The sequence below is a fragment of the Rhizobium ruizarguesonis genome, from assembly GCF_017357285.1.
GTDB classification, from domain to species: Bacteria; Pseudomonadota; Alphaproteobacteria; order Rhizobiales; family Rhizobiaceae; genus Rhizobium; species Rhizobium ruizarguesonis.
The window spans coordinates 1361544-1379103 of sequence record NZ_CP071678.1 but is presented as its reverse complement, the minus strand read 5'-3'; the positions used below and the strand labels follow the sequence as shown (position 1 = coordinate 1379103).

Annotated in this window: 20 protein-coding genes; 8 read left to right on the top strand and 12 right to left on the bottom strand. The window is 60.0% G+C overall.

Features of this window, described 5'->3' with window-relative positions; all coding sequences use genetic code 11:
- Positions 1-89 precede the first annotated feature (89 nt).
- The gene (locus J3P73_RS06760) at positions 90-224 is read right to left on the bottom strand and encodes a hypothetical protein (RefSeq protein WP_425328906.1); all 135 of its coding nucleotides are present in this window, start codon (positions 222-224) and stop codon (positions 90-92) included.
- A gap of 79 nt (positions 225-303) precedes the next feature.
- The gene (locus J3P73_RS06755; RefSeq protein WP_207579822.1) at positions 304-1236 is read right to left on the bottom strand and encodes a LysR family transcriptional regulator; all 933 of its coding nucleotides are present in this window, start codon (positions 1234-1236) and stop codon (positions 304-306) included.
- 120 nt (positions 1237-1356) lie between these two features.
- Here J3P73_RS06755 and J3P73_RS06750 point away from each other — a divergent pair, with 120 nt between their 5' ends.
- Both J3P73_RS06750 and J3P73_RS06745 read left to right on the top strand, forming a co-directional pair.
- Complete coding sequence (locus J3P73_RS06750) at positions 1357-2049, top strand: type 1 glutamine amidotransferase domain-containing protein (RefSeq protein WP_207579821.1); 693 nt, start codon at positions 1357-1359, stop codon at positions 2047-2049.
- Positions 2050-2416: 367 nt separating this feature from the next.
- On the top strand, positions 2417-3364 hold the full coding sequence (locus tag J3P73_RS06745) for a sialate O-acetylesterase (protein WP_207579820.1): 948 nt from the start codon (positions 2417-2419) through the stop codon (positions 3362-3364).
- A gap of 128 nt (positions 3365-3492) precedes the next feature.
- Here the strand turns inward: J3P73_RS06745 and J3P73_RS06740 are convergent, their stop codons facing one another.
- Both J3P73_RS06740 and J3P73_RS06735 read right to left on the bottom strand, forming a co-directional pair.
- A complete protein-coding gene (locus J3P73_RS06740) occupies positions 3493-3966 on the bottom strand; it encodes an AtaL-like protein (protein ID WP_207579819.1) in 474 nt (157 codons plus the stop codon).
- A gap of 32 nt (positions 3967-3998) precedes the next feature.
- Positions 3999-4868, bottom strand: a complete 870-nt coding sequence (locus J3P73_RS06735; protein ID WP_207579818.1) for an SDR family oxidoreductase — start codon at positions 4866-4868, stop codon at positions 3999-4001.
- A gap of 104 nt (positions 4869-4972) precedes the next feature.
- On the opposite strand from J3P73_RS06735, the gene J3P73_RS06730 reads away from it, so the two are divergent.
- Positions 4973-5863 (top strand): LysR family transcriptional regulator, encoded by an 891-nt coding sequence (locus J3P73_RS06730; protein ID WP_130681289.1) that lies wholly within the window; start codon positions 4973-4975, stop codon positions 5861-5863.
- 399 nt (positions 5864-6262) lie between these two features.
- On the opposite strand, the gene J3P73_RS06720 is transcribed toward J3P73_RS06730, so the two are convergent.
- Positions 6263-7030 carry an SDR family NAD(P)-dependent oxidoreductase gene (locus J3P73_RS06720; protein WP_018068115.1) on the bottom strand — a complete coding sequence of 256 codons (768 nt, stop codon included), beginning with the start codon at positions 7028-7030 and terminating at the stop codon, positions 6263-6265.
- Positions 7031-7699: 669 nt separating this feature from the next.
- Here J3P73_RS06720 and J3P73_RS06715 point away from each other — a divergent pair.
- Together J3P73_RS06715 and J3P73_RS06710 are read left to right on the top strand one after the other, a co-directional pair.
- The gene (locus J3P73_RS06715; protein ID WP_024323387.1) at positions 7700-8260 is read left to right on the top strand and encodes a BA14K family protein; all 561 of its coding nucleotides are present in this window, start codon (positions 7700-7702) and stop codon (positions 8258-8260) included.
- A gap of 383 nt (positions 8261-8643) precedes the next feature.
- A complete protein-coding gene (locus tag J3P73_RS06710) occupies positions 8644-9627 on the top strand; it encodes a phosphotransferase enzyme family protein (RefSeq protein WP_024323388.1) in 984 nt (327 codons plus the stop codon).
- A gap of 134 nt (positions 9628-9761) precedes the next feature.
- On the opposite strand, the gene J3P73_RS06705 is transcribed toward J3P73_RS06710, so the two are convergent.
- From J3P73_RS06705 to J3P73_RS06685, 6 genes are all read right to left on the bottom strand, one after another.
- Positions 9762-10679 carry an RNA polymerase sigma factor gene (locus tag J3P73_RS06705; RefSeq protein WP_130686093.1) on the bottom strand — a complete coding sequence of 306 codons (918 nt, stop codon included), beginning with the start codon at positions 10677-10679 and terminating at the stop codon, positions 9762-9764.
- Complete coding sequence (locus tag J3P73_RS06700; RefSeq protein ID WP_018068109.1) at positions 10676-11419, bottom strand: SDR family NAD(P)-dependent oxidoreductase; 744 nt, start codon at positions 11417-11419, stop codon at positions 10676-10678. Before J3P73_RS06700 ends, J3P73_RS06705 begins: the two co-directional genes overlap by 4 nt.
- A gap of 98 nt (positions 11420-11517) precedes the next feature.
- Positions 11518-12330 (bottom strand): sulfite exporter TauE/SafE family protein, encoded by an 813-nt coding sequence (locus J3P73_RS06695; RefSeq protein WP_130686091.1) that lies wholly within the window; start codon positions 12328-12330, stop codon positions 11518-11520.
- A gap of 152 nt (positions 12331-12482) precedes the next feature.
- Positions 12483-13037 carry a GNAT family N-acetyltransferase gene (locus tag J3P73_RS06690; RefSeq protein WP_018068107.1) on the bottom strand — a complete coding sequence of 185 codons (555 nt, stop codon included), beginning with the start codon at positions 13035-13037 and terminating at the stop codon, positions 12483-12485.
- 147 nt (positions 13038-13184) lie between these two features.
- Positions 13185-13490: a Cif family virulence factor gene (locus J3P73_RS37495; RefSeq protein ID WP_231286858.1), complete on the bottom strand. Its 306-nt coding sequence runs from the start codon at positions 13488-13490 to the stop codon at positions 13185-13187.
- A gap of 221 nt (positions 13491-13711) precedes the next feature.
- Positions 13712-14599, bottom strand: a complete 888-nt coding sequence (locus tag J3P73_RS06685) for a LysR substrate-binding domain-containing protein (protein ID WP_207579817.1) — start codon at positions 14597-14599, stop codon at positions 13712-13714.
- Positions 14600-14715: 116 nt separating this feature from the next.
- Here J3P73_RS06685 and J3P73_RS06680 point away from each other — a divergent pair, with 116 nt between their 5' ends.
- The 3 genes from J3P73_RS06680 (at position 14716) to J3P73_RS06670 (ending at position 16813) form a co-directional block, all read left to right on the top strand.
- Positions 14716-15420 (top strand): SDR family oxidoreductase, encoded by a 705-nt coding sequence (locus J3P73_RS06680; protein WP_130686089.1) that lies wholly within the window; start codon positions 14716-14718, stop codon positions 15418-15420.
- Positions 15421-15505: 85 nt separating this feature from the next.
- Positions 15506-16075, top strand: coding sequence for a pyridoxamine 5'-phosphate oxidase family protein (locus J3P73_RS06675; protein WP_207579816.1), 570 nt, complete (start codon positions 15506-15508; stop codon positions 16073-16075).
- A gap of 285 nt (positions 16076-16360) precedes the next feature.
- Positions 16361-16813, top strand: coding sequence for a hypothetical protein (locus tag J3P73_RS06670; RefSeq protein ID WP_130770245.1), 453 nt, complete (start codon positions 16361-16363; stop codon positions 16811-16813).
- Between the two features lie 88 nt (positions 16814-16901).
- On the opposite strand, the gene J3P73_RS06665 is transcribed toward J3P73_RS06670, so the two are convergent.
- Complete coding sequence (locus tag J3P73_RS06665) at positions 16902-17552, bottom strand: pyridoxamine 5'-phosphate oxidase family protein (RefSeq protein WP_075225330.1); 651 nt, start codon at positions 17550-17552, stop codon at positions 16902-16904.
- Positions 17553-17560: the final 8 nt, after the last annotated feature.

The following is a 17560-nucleotide window of genomic DNA, read 5'->3' as shown; positions in this document are numbered from 1 at the left end:
GGCTCGACCCGGACGTGGCGAACTTCGAAAAGATGCCGCCTATGCCCTGAGGTTCGGCCGCGACCGGCAATCAGCAATGCACCGTCGCCTCAAGCATGCGCCGGACGCCAATGAGGATAGGTGACATAGGCGGTGAGCGCGCCATCCTCATGCGAGCGGATCGTCACGCTCTCGCCCTTCGGCATGTAGACGATGTCGCCCGAAACAGCGACGTATCCTGACATGACTGGGCGCCCATCAACACCGACTTTTGCCCCCACGATTTCGCCCATGAAAGCCTCGCCGAGGTTCGAACTCGCGCTCTCAATTTCCAGCCATCGCTTCTGCCACCGCAGCGTCGGAGATTTCCTTTGCCACCTCTGATATCAATGACCTCAACCACCGATGAGCCGGATCGTTTCGATAACGGACATGCCATGCCAGCTCTACCGGGAAGCTGCCGAGATCGACCGGCGCGGGCAGGACTTTGAGACGCGGGTCGCGGGCAAGGCGATGGCAGATCAGCCGGGGCAGCGTCGCGCAATAGTCGGTGACAGCAACCATTTCCGGGACCGCCAGGAAATGGGTGACGGAGACCGAGACGTCGCGCCTGAGACCGGCCTGCTGCAGCATCTGGAACAGGCCGACGCGCATCCGGCCGGGCGGAAGCACGTTCACATGCCGCAGCCGCTGATACTGTTCCTCGGAGATGTTTTCGGCGATCTCGGGATGATCTCTGCGCACGACACAGGCCAGTCCATCATCCATGAGATGCTGCACGACCATGTTATCCGGCGGCTCGACGATCCGGCCGATCACCATTTCGGTCGCCCCGGATATCGCGCCGGTCTCGGCCAGATCATTGCCGAAGGGCGTCAGGCGCAGCCTGATCCCGGGAGCGCATTCGCGCAGCCGCGCCACGATCACCGGCATCAGAACAAACTCGACGTAACTGTTGGGGGCGATGGTGAACTGCCGTGTCGCCCGCGCCGGATCGAACGCCTGCTGACCGAGAATGACGTCATCGAGGCTCGCCAAGGCCCCGCGGATCACTGGAGCAAGTGCCTCAGCCATTTCAGTCGGCCTCATGCCATAGCGCTCGCGGATGAAGAGCGGATCGCGCAGCGTCTCGCGAAGGCGGTTCAACGCGTTGGAGACGGCTGGCTGCGTCATGCCCAGTTGTTCGGATGCGCGCGTGACATTGTGCTCTTCCATGAGCGCCACGAAGACAGGCAGGAGGTTGAGGTCATACTTCATCCAGATATATTGCCGAACGCATATCTGAAATCAAAGAAATAAATTTCCGGAATGAGAACGGCCGAGGCATGATCCCCTCATCGAAAGCAACGATCACATCTGTCTCGAAAGGATCTCCAGATGAAAATCCTCATGGTTCTCACCTCGCACGACCAACTGGGCAACACCGGCCGGAAGACCGGCTTCTGGCTCGAAGAGTTCGCCGCCCCCTATTATGCCTTCCTCGAAGCCGGCGCCGACATCACCGTCGCATCGCCCAAGGGCGGACAGCCGCCTCTCGACCCGAAGAGCGACGAACCGGACTTCCAGACCGACCAGACCCGTCGCTTCCATGCCGACCCGGATGCCCAGGCTGTGCTCGCCTCGACCGTAAAGCTCGCTTCGGTCTCCCATGACGATTACGATGCCGTGTTTTATCCGGGCGGCCATGGCCCGCTTTGGGATCTGGCGGAAGACAAGAATTCGATCGCCCTCATCCAATCGCTCTATCAGGCCGGCAAGCCCGTCGCCTTTGTCTGCCACGCACCGGGTGTGCTGCGCCACGTCAAGGCTGCCGACGGCACGCCGCTGGTTCAGGGCAGACAAGTCACCGGCTTCAAGAATTCCGAGGAAGATGGCGTCGGTCTGACCCAGGTGGTGCCGTTCCTCGTCGAGGACATGTTGAAGGAGAACGGCGGCTTCTACTCCAGCGGCGATGACTGGTTGTCCTATGCTGTCCAGGACGGCCTGCTGATTACCGGGCAGAACCCCGGTTCATCGGTGGAGACCGCCGGCATTCTGCTCGCCGCCGTAACAGCGGCCAAGGCCGCTTGATCAACATTCCCTGTGATAAAGCCAAGGGCGCCCGGGGGGAACCCGACGCCCTGGCCCCGCCCCGCCCCGCAGAAGCGTGACGAGCATCGGGAGTGTTCTCCATGGAACTGCATGTTGCACAGCAAGCACGATCTCTAACCCAACCGGATGATTGCAATCACTGGTCCGGCTTATAGTTTACAGGTTTCCGGCGACTCCACGCTAAATAGTCGTCGATTGGGGCTCGATCTTCGCGACGACCCGTTCTCTTAAAGATCATGCCCGAAGCAAGCAGATGTGGCTGGCGCAAAGGAACGCTCATGGCTGAAGCAGCCTTGATCGGTCCGATAGGCTCCATGGCATCGGATGATGTTTGAAAGATAACGACATGCGCAACACAATGGCAGCCGGTCTGGCCGCCATGATCGCCATGTACTTTCTCGGCGGCATGAGCGCGAGACATGAGATCTTTCCGTGGCCACAACTTTCCGCGCTGAGGAAAATGGTTGGCGGAGAGAAGGCGGCGGCTCCAAGTCGTTATACTTTCGACGACAAGGGAAGACTCACCGGGGATGAATCAAAAACGCCTGTGACCTGCCCGATTCAGACTGACCGAACTGCTGTCTTACTCATTCTTGGCCAATCGAACGCGGCCAACGACGGTGGACAACGGTACAGGTCAAATTATGGCGCGCGCGTTGTAAACGTCTTTGACAAACGGTGCTTCATCGCGGCGTCGCCACTTCTTGGATCGACCGATACCAAGGGAGAGTACTGGACGCTTCTTGGGAACAATTTGATCGCGTCCGGACAAAATGACAGCGTCATCCTCGCAGCTCTCGCATATTCCGGATCTGAGGTCGCACGATGGGCGACAGGCGGTGACCTCAATCCTGTGCTGGTCGATACAATGAAACAGCTTCAGGATTCCGGTTACCGGTTAACGAGCGTCCTCTGGGTGCAAGGAGAGAAGGACCTCGTTATCGGCACCACTGCGGAGACCTATCAGGAACGTTTCATGTCGATGGTTGACACGTTGCGTCAGCACGGCGTCGAAGCACCCGTTTACATTTCGATCGCATCGAAATGCCTCGAACCGAGCAACGGCGGCTTCAAGGAGCATATTCCAGACAATGCGATAGTACGGGCGCAACTGGCCCTGTCAAAAAGCGGCCATGGTATCCGAGAGGGCGTAAATTCTGACGCGTTACTCGATGCAGATGACCGCTACGACGATTGCCACATCGGGGGCACAGGCGCGGAGAAAGTGTCGCGGGCCTGGATGAACCTTCTGCGCGGCGATCGCCGTCTGGAAACTCGCGATAATCCTCCCTGAACCGGTTTTCGCGCCTTCGCGAGCGTCGGCCTCTGGCTCTGTCCGGTATTCGACACCTTGTCACTTGTGCCCCCGCAAGGCAGGGCGCCTCGTTAAGAGGCCGCCCTGTTGTTTGTTTCTTTTGCTGTTTAGAGTTTTCCCTCTGCCAGCAGTTCGCGGGTCCGCTTCAGCGTCGACAGCAGGGCGGCCTTGTAGCCCGTTTCGCCATCGAATTGTGCCTGCTCGGCCCGCTCTTCCGGGCCGTTCGGCTCCTTGCCGCGCAGGCCTATGTAGCAGTAGAAGCGCAGCTGCAGCTGACCTTCTTCATCCTCGAAGAGTTCGTTGATGATCGCTCCCTCGCGTGGCCCCGCCGCCTGAAAGAAGGTGACCTTGCTTTGCCGTTCCAGGGTGATGATCTCGCGCAGATCCTGCCCTGCAATCGTCGCTTCGCGCACGAAGTGGGTCGGGCTTTCCTCCACGACATCGCAGCGGGTGCAGAGACCGGCGGGAAGAAAGAGCCGGGCGTCGCGTGCCTTGCGTTCGAGACCTTGCCACGCCTCAGCACGCGTCAAAGGGGTTTCGCCTTCCGGGTTCACCGGAACTGTGGCTGTGGAATAGATCATGGTGATCGTCCTTTCGAGATCTGTCGCTTCCGTCAGGCGGAAGCAACAGTTTCCGCGGCGAAGGCGCGATAGGAGCGCAGCGGACGTCCGAGCAGGGCCGTCAGGCGCTCGACGTCGCCGGCCGCAGGCAGCATGCCGTCGGTCAGGAAGCGCTCGCCCATCAGGCGCATGTCGTAGGCCATCCAAGCAGGCATGAACTGCTTGAGATTCTGCTCGAAGCCCTCGGTATTGTCGCCGCCATAATGGATCGGGCGGGCGAGCACGTCTGACCAGATGGCGGCGATATCGGTTCCGGTCAGTGTCTGCGGACCGACGAGGTTGATCCGGTCGAGCGCCAGCGGCTCTGTAGCCTGTTCGCGGCGCAACAACTCAATCGCGGCGATCTCGGCGATATCGCGAACGTCGATCATGGCGAGACCCTTCGGCCCGATCGGCATCGGGTAGGCGCCGTAGCCGGTGATGACGTCTTTGACCGTCAGATCGTTCTGGATGAAGTAGGCCGGGCGCAGGATCGTCGCCTTGAAACCCATCTGCTCGATCATTCGCTCGACGCCGAACTTGCCGGCGAAATGCGGCACGTTCACGTAGAGGTCGGCGTGGATCACCGAGAGATAGACGATCCGCTCGATGCCGGCCGATCGGGCGACGTTCAGCGCAATCAAAGCCTGGGTGAATTCGTCCGGCACCACGGCGCTGAGCAGGAACAGCGTCGACACGCCGGACATGGCGTTGCGCAGCGAGTCGACGTCGAGGAAATCGCCCTGCACGACGCTGACGCCAGCCGGGAAATCGGCTTTCGATGGGTCGCGGACAAGAGCGCGGACATCGGCGCCGCGCTTGACGAGGTGTTCGACGACTTGGCGGCCAACATTGCCTGTGGCGCCGGTGACGAGAATGGTCATGGTCTTTCTCCGTGTTGGGTTGCTTGACACGTCGAATATGTGTGGTTCACTGGCAGCCCGATAGACGGCGATTTTAGACAGACCGTCTCACTGGTGGAACAGACATGGATCTTCTTGCGCTTGCCGATTTCAATCTCGTTGCCCGCCACGGTGGCTTCGGCAAAGCGGCACGGGCGACAGGCCGGCCGAAGGCGACATTGTCGCGCCGTGTCGCCGAGTTGGAAAGCGGTCTCGATCTGCGGCTGTTTGAACGGGGTGCGCGCAATCTGAAGCTCACCGAAGAAGGACGGGCGCTCTTCGAGCGGACGGGGGCGCTGCTCGCCGAACTGGACGAGACGGCAGTGGCGATTGCCTCGCGCGGTCAAAAACCCAAGGGAAGATTGCGGATCAGCGCACCTTTGCATTTTTCCCAGACCGCCATGGGGAGGATTGCCGCCGGCTTTGCCCTCCAATATCCGGAGGTGAGGCTTGAGGTGACGAGTGAGGACCGGCCTGTCGATATGATCGAGGAAGGCTACGACCTGGTCATCCGGGTCAATCCAGATCCGGATGAAAGCCTGGTCGGACGGGTGTTTCTCCGCGACCGGCTGGTGGTGGTGGCCAGCCCCGATCTTCCCCGCCCGACCGGTGGACTTGCCGCTCCTGGCGTTGCGCGCGGGGTAGGCGAAGTGCAAACTTGGCAGGTGAAGACATCAGGCGGCCGATCGACGATCAGGATCGAACCCGTCCTCACTTTGTCAACGCTGATCACGATCCGGGATGCGGTGCGCGCCGGCGTCGGTGCAGGACGTCTTCCGATTTCGCTGGTGAGCCATGACCTGGCGGACGGCACACTGGTCAATTGGGGAGATATCGACGGCCCCGAGATCGCTCTCTGGACGCTCTACCCCTCTCGGCGGCTGCTCAGCGCGCGCGTTTCGGCGTTCCTGGATTTTCTCAAACAGGCCTTCCCCAATGGGACGGCTGACGAATTAGCCGCCTATATTGGCAGGTGATGACACGCTTTTGCCGGTGTGGCGGGTCATCGCTTTCGACGTCAAAGGAACGTTTCGCGAAGAGCACGCGGCGGTCATTTACCCGCCGAACGCCGCGCGGCTTGTTGGGCAGCATCGGCTTGATGGCGGTCCATTCAGAATCGCTGAGTTCGTAGCGCATGATTCGAGGCTCCGGTTGCCGAGCTTGAATCACGGCTCGGGCAGCACTATCAACACGTAGTGGTTCGCGGCGGAGTCCCAACGCTCTGAATTTGCTTCCGGTTCCGGCGCAATAACGGACATGGCCAGACTTGTTGCCGGTTCGACCCGGTCGCGAATGACCCAACAGCGACATTGGCCCTAGCGGCAGCGTGGCGGTCCGTGGCCACCGGCCTCCAATTCCACGTCCGACACGTTAGCTTAGATGCGTCGCGTGAAGGCGCCGTCAACCACCAGATTGGCGCCGGTGATATAGCTCGCCGCTGGGCTCGCCGTGAATGCGACGACGTTGGCGATCTCCTCCGGCCTCGCCATGCGGCCCATCGGGATCATGGCAACCGCATTGCGAAAATGTTCGGGTTGCTCGCTCTTGATTTGATCCCAGGCACCACCGTCAAAGAACGTCGAACCGGGGCTGACGACATTGGCTCGGATACCCTTGGGTGCGACGGTCCGGGCGAGCGACTTGATGTAAAAGTGCAGCGCAGCCTTTATGGCGCCATAGGACACCTCTGTGTAAGCATTGAGTTCCGAATCCTCGACTCCCCCAATCGAGCCAATGGCGACGATGCTCCCCGCCCGTGATCGCTCAAGGTGCGGCATAACCGCCTCAACTGCCGTTACAGTGTGGATCAGATCGACGTCGAAGGCCGACTGGAACGCCTCGATACTAAGGCCGAAAGATAGGGCGCTGGCATTTGCCACCAAAATGTCGACACCGCCAAGCGCCGCCGCAGCGCTTTCAACCCAGCTCCGAAGTGCTGCTGGGTCTTTGACGTCCACGGACCGGCCCCAGGCCTTGCCTCCCTTGGATTCTAGTGCCTTGACCACGTCCTCAACGGCGTCGCCGCTGCGGGCACAAATCGCGACGTCGGCTCCCTCCAACGCAAGACGCTCAGCGATGGCAAGCCCAATCCCCCGAGTCGAGCCGGTTACCAGTGCCTTTTTGCCAGTGAGCTGCAGATCCATTTCATGGCTCCTCTAATCCGATATCCGTTGGAAATGCCGCTTTGTGAGGGTTAGGATGTTCTCTGCAGGGGAACGCGGCAAGACCCGAATCGGCATAATGGTCATATGAACGGCAGGATGCCATGATCGGTGATGCTTGCAGTTTTGGTGATGATCACGACTGGTAAGCCGGCAGCCGCAAACCCGCTTGATCGGCAACTCCGCTTTGGCACATAGCGTCGTTTCGCTGCTACGCGGCAACGCGTCGGCCATTGGGGTATAGCGGACTCTGTCAGGCTGTCAGTCCAGCAGATTTATGAGTTCACGGCCTTATGCAATTACGCCGGAAAGGCGCAGGCTGAGCGGCATTTCGATTCCAAAATAACAGGCCTTCCCAATGGCACGGCGAACGAGCTGGCCGCCTTCATCGGCAGGTGATGACCGCGCTTTGCCGGCCTCATGGATGAGCCCCGCGGCACACGATTCGTGGAGCGCGCCGCGGCTCAAATGAGATGACGGAGGGTGGGCGCGTGCTTTCGGGGGAAACCCACCGTCGAAGAAAAAGCTTTCCTGCATAATTCCTCGAATCAATGCCGATTTTAGAGTATAATTCGACAGTTTACCTAGAGGGCTGAAACGCCCTTGCGCGTCGACTTCGACGCGCGGTGCTGTAGAAGGAAAGATGAGCCAATGAAAAGGTTAGCAATCGTTACCCTGTCGCTGGTGACGGCGCTGACGAGCGTCCCGCCGGCCATGGCGTTTCCCAACGTTGCCATGCCTAAGATCGAAGCCGCAGAGGCACAGCCGGTCCAGTACAGACATCACGGCGGCGGCCACGGCCATGGCGGCTACTACGGGCATGGCGGCTACTACGGGCATGGACACCACGGTAGTAACAACGGCTGGGCCTGGGGACTCGGCGGGCTCGCGGCCGGCGCAATCATCGGCGGAATGCTGGCGCAGCCCTATTATGGCGGAAGCTACTACGGTCAGGGCTACTACGGCCAAGGCTACTACAATCAGGGCTACTACGGCCAGGGCTATTACGGATCGCCCTATTCCGGTTTGAGCTACTACGGGTCGACCCTTTACCGTCCGCGCTACTACGCGCCGCGCTATTACCGCCAGGTCTATAATGGCGGCAACGGACATACGAGCTGGTGCTATGCACGCTACCGGTCTTACCGGGCTTACGACGACACGTTCCAGCCCTATTACGGTCCGCGGCGGGCGTGCGTCTCGCCCTACTGATGATTGTGGGCATCGTTGGCGACCTCACCTGGCGCTCGTCCCGGAGCGCCGGCTATCGGATTCTTCGGCTTCTCCAAGGCGATTTGAACCGCTGGAGACGAGAGTATCCTCCGGTCAAGCTCGAGGACGACGGAGCTGGCCTGGGCTTTGCCGGCATCCAGACAGACCGAAAATGATGGAAAGGACAGAAATCGAAATAGAGTTTTCTTTCAAAAATCGCGAAACCGGCATTTTGTTTTTCATCTCTTGGTTTTATTAATAGCGCCATTCAGCTTATCCAAGCAGCAGCTCATTGCAATCATACGTGCCTGCGGCCGCCACCGCCTTCATGGTCTTTTCACCGCGGAAGCAGCCTGCCAGCAAAGCCCGATGGTACAGCGCCCATGCTCGATTTTAATCCGCTCTATTCGACCCCGCAGGTTGCGGCTATCGAACAGTTCATCAATCAGCACTATCCGTCTGCAGGACCGGTTTCCTGCCGGATGCTGCAACGCGGCTTGAATGATGTGTATCTCGCTCTCGGGAGCAACGGCGAGCGTTACGTGTTCCGGCTTTCTCATCGCCGCGCCCGCGGTCCGGCCGACGTCAAGACCGAAACGGCGTTCTTGGCGCATCTCTCGCAATCAGGCGTTCCGGTCGCAGCCCCCATCGCGACACGCGAGGGCAGCTTGTTCGTTGAGGGAGATGCGCCGGAGGGCGTGCGCCAGGCAGTGCTCTTCCGGGCGATCGACGGCCGCAAGCCGGATGCGGCGGATGCCGGCGATGCGCGGGCCAACGGGACGACTCTTGCTTTGATGCACAACGCCGCCGAGACATTTCGGCCGGACGGAGCACTCTATCGGCTCGACCTCGAACACTTGCTGCATCGGCCCCTCGCCCGAATATGCGATAGCGGCGTCGTGGACGACGCCGAGGTCCGCAGCAAACTTGAAGATATCGCGGCGCGGACCGCAAAGGCGATCGAAGCCTTCGTCGATTTGACGTCGACTTATTGCCATGGTGACTGTCACGGCTTCAATGCGCGGATCAACGACGCAAGCGAAGCCGTATTTTTCGACTTTGATGACGGCGGTCCGGGATATCTCGCTTACGACCTGTCGGTGTTTTTGTGGGCGCAAACATCCTTCGGCCGGAAGTCGACCGCCATGTGGGACGCATTCGTCGATGCCTATCGGGCCGTCCGGCCGATCACGCCAGACGACTTCGAAGCCGCCCACGGCTTCGTGATCGTCCGCCACATCTGGCTGATGGGCGAATACGCCAGCCGGGTACAAGAATGGGGAAGCGAGACCGTCGGTTGGATTGCCCGGGAAGCGAATTTCCTCAGGCAGTGGGAGTCCGAGCGATGCGTCGATCGCCTGTTCTGAATACAGTTCTGCTCAGCTCCGAGGATCGGACCAGCAGCCCCGAAGATGGGCAAGCTTCCACCTTCGCCCACTCCTGGTGCGGTACATTGCTTTGACGCGACGATCTATGCCAACGAGCCGTGAGAGCGCCAGGCCTAATATTCGCGTTGCGATGCGGCCCGCGTCACAGCCGCGTCCTCCATGACGTAGGTCGCATATCGATGGTCGCGGATCAGTGTTATCTTTTGGTCCCTCCATTCAAGCAGCATGAAGTAAGCAGGGGCCGCGGACGGCGCAGCCGAGACCAGCAATATTTCCCTGCCCTCCAGAAAAGCCGGTTCGATCCAAACCCGCGGATAATCTGCATAATAGGAAAAGAACCGGCCAACGTTCGCCGCACCGGAGACCTGTGGCCGTCGTGCCTGACGAAGCTGAACATCCTCGGCAAGCAGCCTGCGCAAGGCCGTCCAATCCCTCGCATTGAAGAGCGCTGCGAAATTCAGAACCTCGGCACTTGGGGGCAGCGGAACTTCGGACCCCGACTCGGAGATGGATCGCAATCCTGCCCGACCACGTGAGAGATGAGCTTTGACAGCATCGATACTCAGGCCCAATAGCGCGGCGATGTCTGCGATCGGCTCTCCCAGCACATCCTTGAGGATCACCGCGCTACGCTGCGGCACCGGCAATTTGGCAAAGTGAGCCAAGGCAATCCGCACCGTGTCCTGCCGAATCAGCGCATCCTCTGGATCAACAGCACTGACATCAGCTAGATCAAAGGCCGTCTCCAGCGGCTCTGACGGACGGGTACTTCGCTGGCGCAGCGCATCAATGGCGCGATTGTGAACAATGCGAAACAGCCAGGGTCGCAGCGGCGTGCCGGACGAGATCGAGCCGACCATCGCGAACGCACTGACTAACGCGTCCTGTATCACGTCCTCGCCGTCGATCACCGAGCCGACCAATCGGGCGGCATAGCGATGCAGTTCCGGGCGAACTGCATCCGCCTCCTTGGCCAGCGCCGCGTAGAGCGTGTTCTTCGCTTCTGCTTCGAGGGGAGCTTCATCCATCATTCGATGACCGTCACGCCTGTATCTCCACGCACGGCGTAGATCATAGCCTCTTCCAGCGCCGTGTTGCCGATCAGTTCGGCTACCGTATCGCCAAAGCCACGCGGTGTCATGTCCGGCCAGGTAGCGGCCTGTTCGGCGAATGTCCGGCCCGCCGCCGCAGCATAGCCGGAGATTCCGGCGTTGCCCACGCCGGTTCCTGCAAACATCTGCCGGGGAACAATGACCCGGAAACGCAGGTCCAGGCCGAGCTGGGTCGACAAGCCCTCAGCATATTTTGCAATGAACCACTGCGCCCGTTTTGCTCCTGCATAGCCTCCCGATAGCGGCGAGCCTTGCACCGCGGCTCCGCTGGAAACGAGAACGACCAGCCCGCCCGACGCCATCGGCAACGTCAGAGCGGCCTGGACCCAATGCAGGGCGGCCTTCACATCGACGTTCCAGTTGGTCGTGAACGCCTCCCAGCCAACACGGTCGATCCGTTCCATGGGCGGTTCCGCGCCGGCGTTCATGATGACGACATCAGGTCGTGTCTCTGACATGATCCTCTTTGCGGCGTCGGCGCTGGTCGCGTCAGCAGACACAGTCGTGACGGCGAGTTGCTCTCCCAGCGCTCGCAAAGTCGTCGCGTCGCGAGCCACGACGGTCACTTTAGCTGCGCGCGCGACAAACGCCTCGGCCATTCCGAAGCCCAACCCGCGGCTACCACCGACGACAACGATCCGTTTTCCATCCAAATCCATGTTCTTTTCCTCATTCGATCCAAACCGCACAAAGGCAGTCGCAACAAGGACGTTCGAATGAGCTGAAAAGAGTCATTATTTTCGCGCTCGTCATTGAGTTAGTTGTGTCGCCAAACCTTTACGGCTGAGATCAGCAGGATTGCGGCCAGGGCTGGCAGGAGGAAGGCGTTTAGCACCATGCCAAGCAAGAGGCCGCCGACAAAGGTGCCGACGATCGAGCCCCCCGCCATGACCAGCAGGAAGGTCTTGTTGCGGCCAAGGACCGAAAAGCTCTGATCGCGGCTGTAACGGGTGAACCCGACCAGCATCGTGGGCAGGCTTACGGCGAGGGAGAGGCTTCCGGCCAGTTTGATATCCGCCCCGAAAAGCAGGACCAGCGTCGGGATCAATAGCTCTCCACCCGCCACACCGAGCAGGGATGCCACAATCCCGATGATGAAACCCGCCACCACGCCTGCGATCATCTGGGCCACGCCCGTTAGAAGCGCCTGGCCGGCTGTCGCGTCGTGGCCTACGACCAGGACGACGGCGATCGCGACCAGCATGGCGGCAATCACCTTGTAGAGGGATTCCGACTTCAGGCGGGTTGCCCATCCCGCGCCAAACCATGCGCCGAGCAGACTCCCAGCGAGCAGGTTGACGACAATCGGCCAGTTCTCGGCGATCGTGCTGAAAGGCACAGTCGCAGCACGGAACGGGAGCGCGGTGGCAACAACGACCAGGCTCATGGCCTTGTTGAGGATGACCGCCTCAAGAGCCGCAAAATTGAACAAGCCGATCAGGAGAGGTAGCCGGAATTCCGCTCCTCCAAGACCAATCAACCCACCAAGGACACCGATAATTCCCCCGCCTGTAAAGGCCACGGGGAGATTTTGAGACTTGGGGGACGAGGCGGGCAAATCCTGAGACATCGATATAGTCCGTTGAAGATATCGCTATCCCTAACTGACATAATCGAATTCACCAAGATAAGGCTGGATTGCAAAGTCGGCTCAGGACTACCGACTTCGGAAAGCGCCGATAGGTGCCCATCATTTGATGATGAGGTGATCGTGGCAGGCCGTCAGCTCCGCACCTTTGACCGCAGCCAGCCCTGAAATTCCGTGGAAAGCAAACCCATCATAAGGTCGTCATGCCATTTGCCGTCCACGAAGGCGGTTTCGCGCTCTCGTCCCTCCACCACGAAACCACATTTCTGATAGGCTCGGATTGCGCGTTCATTGTAGGCAAGCACCCTAATTCCTATGCGATGGAGTTTGAGCTCTGTGAAGGCATGTTGCAAAAGCAGACGGATCGCCTCGCTCCCAAGTCCTTTTCCAAGGAGTGCTGGGTCATAAATGGCAACCGCCATTGATGCCCGCCGATCCTGGAAATTTAGGCTATGAAGTTTGATTTCCCCGATTAGGCGCTGTTCGAGTTCGATCATCCAGGCGTAGGGATTTTGGGCTTGGCCTTGGGCCCATTCTTCGGCTGCATCTCTCGTGATTGGTTTTACATCTGACTGGCTCACTCCGAACATTCTCGAAATGTCGGCGTCCGTTCCCAACGAAAACCGAGCCTCGGCATCATCAGGCGAAGCGGGTCTCAATCGCACCCCAGCACCTTTCAGAGAAATCATAGATGCCGTCCAACTTCAAAATGATCAGTTTGGCCAGTCTAAGCAAAACTCGTCCTGGGGCAATGATCGCTTGTGGCGCGATCCGGTCTTAATCGCTCGGCTGTCGTGCCCGAAGCATGCCGCTCACTGTTCCATCCCCAACAAGCCTTAAGATTTGGTAGGCCCATGGTTAACTTCGCGCTGGTCGTCGTTTAGAGAGCAAATTCGGATGCGCCACACTCTGTCACGACCCCGCTGCCAGACGGCCAGGGAATTTCCTCGAACTTTCCCCCCGTCCTCGGAGTATGCATTGAGGGTCCACGCTGTGTCATTCGATCCTCCCGACTGGAGAACTTGCAACTTCTTGTCCGGCACTCCCCCATGGGTCCACTCATGGTGAAGCGCCTCTATCGCTTCGCGGCCAAAAGCAGGAGCCGCGTAGGGCGAATACAACTGAGCATCGAGAGTGAACATTGCGGCGCAAGCAGCCGCGTCCCCTGCCCGATAAGAGGCTGTCATGCGATCCAACAAATCTTGAAAATCCGGCAACGGATCCATAAAGCGAGCCCAAACCTTAAATGAACGAAACACATCATACCATCGTTTCGAACCGACCAAAGCTGTTTGGCCTTGGTCTGCTGTTGGCGCAAACCTGCCGCAGTTGGTCCATTCCTTGAGCGATGGCTGTCCGACCATCAGCTCTGCACCTGTGACCGCAGCCAGTCCTGAAGCTTGTCCACCGCGTCAGACTTCCGATATCGCGGCTTCACCAGATAGAAGTGCGACCGCGTTTTGAGGGCGCCGTCGAAGACCTGCCTCAGCCTGCCCGCCTCGATGTCGGTCGAGACGAAGGCGCGGGTCGCCACGGCGATGCCCTGTCCGGCGATTGCAGCTTCGATCGCGTGCGATGTCTGCGAGAAGCTGATGCCCCGAAACAGCGTGGCATCGCCGCCGCCGAGGAAGCGATCGATATATTCGGGCCAGGAATTATGGGCATCGTGAAGCAGCGTGTAGTGCGAGAGTTCTTCTGCGTTGTTGGGCTCGGCTCCCACGGCGACGAGGCTCGGATTGCAGATGGCGATGATCTCCTGCTCGAACAGCAGTTCGGCTGCGAGGCCGGGACCGAAGGGAGGGCTGCCATATCGGACGGCGAGATCGACGCCGTCTGTCTGGAAGACGGAAATACGGTCCGTCGCCAGGATGTGGAGATCGAGATCGGGATGTCTCGCGGTGAAATCAGGAAGACGCGGGATCAGCCATCTCGAGGCGAAGGTCGGTGTCGTGCTGACCACCAGTTTGACCGGCTGAGGCTTCAGGTTCGCCGTCGCGTTTGCGAGCAGTTCGAAGGCGCGCCTGACGTCGGCGACGTAGCTTCGCCCCTCGCCCGTCAGCGCCAATGACTTCGGCAGGCGCTCGAACAATGTCACCCCGAGTTCCGCCTCAAGCCCGCGCACGTGCTGGGCGACGGCTCCCTGGGTGACGCCGAGCTCTTCGGCCGCGAGCCGGAAGTTCAGATGACGCGCCGCCACGTCGAAGGCCTTGAGGCCGTTGAGGGATGGAAGATTGCCGATCAGCATGGACATTCGATAGTTTTTCTACTGGGATATGTCACGAAAACTGGTTCGCTCTCGCTTGGAGCCCATGATATTCCGGGGATCAACGCCCGGCAATGGGTGCAAATCGAACAGGGAGAGCGACGATGGCAGTAGAAAAGGTAGCGATCATTACGGCTGGCGGCAGCGGCATGGGTGCGGAAGCCGCGAGGCGGCTGGCGGCCGATGGCTTCAAGGTCGCCATCCTGTCTTCGTCAGGCAAAGGCGAAGCGCTTGCCACCGAACTGGGCGGCATCGGCGTCACCGGCTCGAACCAGTCGAACGACGACCTCAAGCGCCTGGTCGACGCCACGATGGAGAAATGGGGCCGCGTCGACGCTCTCGTCAACAGCGCCGGCCACGGTCCCCGTGCGCCGATCACCGAGGTCACCGACGAACAGTGGCACGCGGGCATGGACATTTATTTCATGAACGTGGTCCGTCCCGTGCGGCTGGTCACGCCGATCATGCTGGCGCAGAAGTCGGGTGCAATCGTCAATATCTCCACCGCCTGGGTGTCCGAACCGTCGGCGATGTTCCCGACCTCGGCGGTGTTCCGCGCCGGGCTCGCCGCCTACACGAAGATCTATGCCGATACCTATGCGGGCGACGGCATCCGCATCAACAATGTGCTGCCGGGCTGGATCGACAGCCTGCCGGCGACGGAGGAGCGCCGCGACAGCGTGCCGATGAAGCGCTACGGCACCAGCGCCGAAGTGGCCGCGACGATTTCCTTCCTGGTTTCCGAAGGGGCGGGCTATATCACCGGCCAGAGCCTCAAGATCGACGGTGGCCTTACCCGGTCCGTCTGATCGGAATCGCTTCAACGCCAAGGAGAACAGCGATGTGCTGCGACTACGTCAAGGCCGGCGCGATCAAGAACGTTGAGGCGGCACAGTGACCCTCGCCGAGGTCGATGCATCGGCCTGGGCCGAGCTGGAAAGTGCTGCCACCGATCCGCAGTCGGCCTTCCGCTACCTGAACCTCTGTTCGGTCGACGCCGGCGGCCGGCCGCAAGCCCGCATGGTGGTGCTGCGGCGCGTGGATGTGGCGCGACGCCTCCTGGAAATCCATACGGATGTCAGAAGCCCGAAATGGCAGGAAATATCGGCCAATCCTTTGGTCACCCTCCTCGGCTTTGGCCCGCAGCCCGGAGTGCAGCTTCGCCTGCAGGGATCGGCCGAACTCCATGGACCGGCCAGCGAACGCGCGACTGAAGCCTGGAGCCTGCTGCCGCGATCGACGCGCAGTACCTATATGGGCGGGCCGCCGGGCGACGACATCGGCGAGCGGCCGGCGAGTGAGGCAGCGGTCGCAGACGCCGATGGACAGGCCTTCTTCGGGGTGCTGATATTCCGGGCCGAGACGCTGGACTGGTTCCAGCTGCGCCACGCCGACAACCGACGCGCAGTCTTTGCCTACGACAAACTGGGCGCGCTGACCTCCTCCCGCTGGGTCAATCCCTGAACGCCAGGCGACGTCGAAGCCGCCGATTGGTTTGTATCGTCCGCCACGTCTGGCTAATGGGCGAATACGCATTTCGGACGAAAGAGGCTATGCCTTGGAATCGAAGGGCTTTCCAAGGGCTGCAGATCGGATTCAAGATGCTGGCGGGGAAGGAGACCCCATGAGATCGATATACAGAGGAGGAACTGTGACGAAGACAACATTCCGATACAGTCCCGAGGTGAGCATCATGGCAAACTTACCGTCGTCGCCCGCAGCGATGAACTGCCTTAGGAGTACCGCAACGTGTCATCATCTGACAGGGACAACGACGAAAATCTCATTGCCTCTCTCGCTGGTGGACAAGCCGTCATAGACTGGTTCGGCTTCTGCCCGCGATTCCATGATGCATCCCTGGAGCGCCTGGAAATTGTAAATGGCAATGTCATCCTCGCCATCCGGGCATTCAGGATGACGGACAAACTTGATCCGCAACGTCGCTTCATTTGCGACCGCCATGCCCTTGTCACGCTACGGATGAGCGGAGTATCCGGCATGAGGCTGCATGGAAGTGCTGTCTCAATCATCTTCGATCTTAGAATCCGCCGACTTACTGCCGACGAGGCCGCATCAGATTGGGAAACATGTGCCGCGCCCGTCAAAGGCGACATCGAAGTTACATTTGGTACGTCGATTGGGCTCTATGGTTCGATATACTCGAAGGACTTGGCGTTTGAACTCCAGCCGATGCCTATATAACACCCACGGAGATGACGAGGAATACGCATCCTGGGAGGCTGCCGCCAAGGCCTGAAAGCCTCGACCGCCTTCGGCCCGCGCCGGGCAGCTAATAAAGTGTCCTTCGGTAGGCTTGTTCCAGGTCTTCGTCCATCTTTCGCATTTCATCCCCGTCCTTCGGCGCCCCTGTCGTCTCATCCAGAATGATCTTCATGAGCGAGGGCATCTCCGTGCGGTCCTGGAAATGATCCGGGCTCCACAGGCGGGACCGTCTGAACGCCTTGGCGCAATGCATGAAAACTTCGCTTACATTGACGATGATAGCGAGTTTCGGGAGACGATCAGCGACGCTCATGCTCGTCAGCAGTTGAGGATCATTGCTCAGACTTGCCCGCCCGTTGACGCGCAATGTGTCGTCGAAACCGGGGACAAGAAATAATAGCCCGACATTCGGGTTGGCGATGATGTTGCTGAGGGTATCAAGACGATTGTTGCCAGGTCGATCCGGGATCGCCAGGGTGCGCTCGTCAAGAACCTTGACGAACCCCGGAGGGTCGCCGCGAGGACTGACGTCGGCCTTTCCCTCCGAGCTCTGAGTGCCGATGCAGAAGAACGGCGAGCGCCGAATGAATTCCTGCGCGTGCTCGCCAAGAGAATTCTGACACTTCACGATTGCCAGAGCGTGGGTCGGCTCGAACAGCGCCCGAAGCGACTGCTCATCCGCGATGGCAAAATCTGGATTGAGTTGCAAGGCCGTCATAATCCCCT

Coding starts and splice junctions, on each gene's coding strand:
- J3P73_RS06740 (WP_207579819.1), bottom strand. CDS start 3,966: ATGATCTATTCCACAGCCACAGTTCCGGTGAACCCGGAAGGCGAAACC.
- J3P73_RS06710 (WP_024323388.1), top strand. CDS start 8,644: ATGCTCGATTTTAATCCGCTCTATTCGACCCCGCAGGTTGCGGCTATC.
- J3P73_RS06705 (WP_130686093.1), bottom strand. CDS start 10,679: ATGATGGATGAAGCTCCCCTCGAAGCAGAAGCGAAGAACACGCTCTAC.
- J3P73_RS06690 (WP_018068107.1), bottom strand. CDS start 13,037: ATGATTTCTCTGAAAGGTGCTGGGGTGCGATTGAGACCCGCTTCGCCT.
- J3P73_RS06735 (WP_207579818.1), bottom strand. CDS start 4,868: ATGACCATTCTCGTCACCGGCGCCACAGGCAATGTTGGCCGCCAAGTC.
- J3P73_RS06730 (WP_130681289.1), top strand. CDS start 4,973: ATGGATCTTCTTGCGCTTGCCGATTTCAATCTCGTTGCCCGCCACGGT.
- J3P73_RS06760 (WP_425328906.1), bottom strand. CDS start 224: ATGTCAGGATACGTCGCTGTTTCGGGCGACATCGTCTACATGCCGAAG.
- J3P73_RS06680 (WP_130686089.1), top strand. CDS start 14,716: ATGGCAGTAGAAAAGGTAGCGATCATTACGGCTGGCGGCAGCGGCATG.
- J3P73_RS06700 (WP_018068109.1), bottom strand. CDS start 11,419: ATGGATTTGGATGGAAAACGGATCGTTGTCGTCGGTGGTAGCCGCGGG.
- J3P73_RS06750 (WP_207579821.1), top strand. CDS start 1,357: ATGAAAATCCTCATGGTTCTCACCTCGCACGACCAACTGGGCAACACC.
- J3P73_RS06720 (WP_018068115.1), bottom strand. CDS start 7,030: ATGGATCTGCAGCTCACTGGCAAAAAGGCACTGGTAACCGGCTCGACT.
- J3P73_RS06685 (WP_207579817.1), bottom strand. CDS start 14,599: ATGTCCATGCTGATCGGCAATCTTCCATCCCTCAACGGCCTCAAGGCC.
- J3P73_RS06745 (WP_207579820.1), top strand. CDS start 2,417: ATGCGCAACACAATGGCAGCCGGTCTGGCCGCCATGATCGCCATGTAC.
- J3P73_RS06755 (WP_207579822.1), bottom strand. CDS start 1,236: ATGAAGTATGACCTCAACCTCCTGCCTGTCTTCGTGGCGCTCATGGAA.
- J3P73_RS06665 (WP_075225330.1), bottom strand. CDS start 17,552: ATGACGGCCTTGCAACTCAATCCAGATTTTGCCATCGCGGATGAGCAG.
- J3P73_RS37495 (WP_231286858.1), bottom strand. CDS start 13,490: ATGTTCACTCTCGATGCTCAGTTGTATTCGCCCTACGCGGCTCCTGCT.
- J3P73_RS06715 (WP_024323387.1), top strand. CDS start 7,700: ATGAAAAGGTTAGCAATCGTTACCCTGTCGCTGGTGACGGCGCTGACG.
- J3P73_RS06695 (WP_130686091.1), bottom strand. CDS start 12,330: ATGTCTCAGGATTTGCCCGCCTCGTCCCCCAAGTCTCAAAATCTCCCC.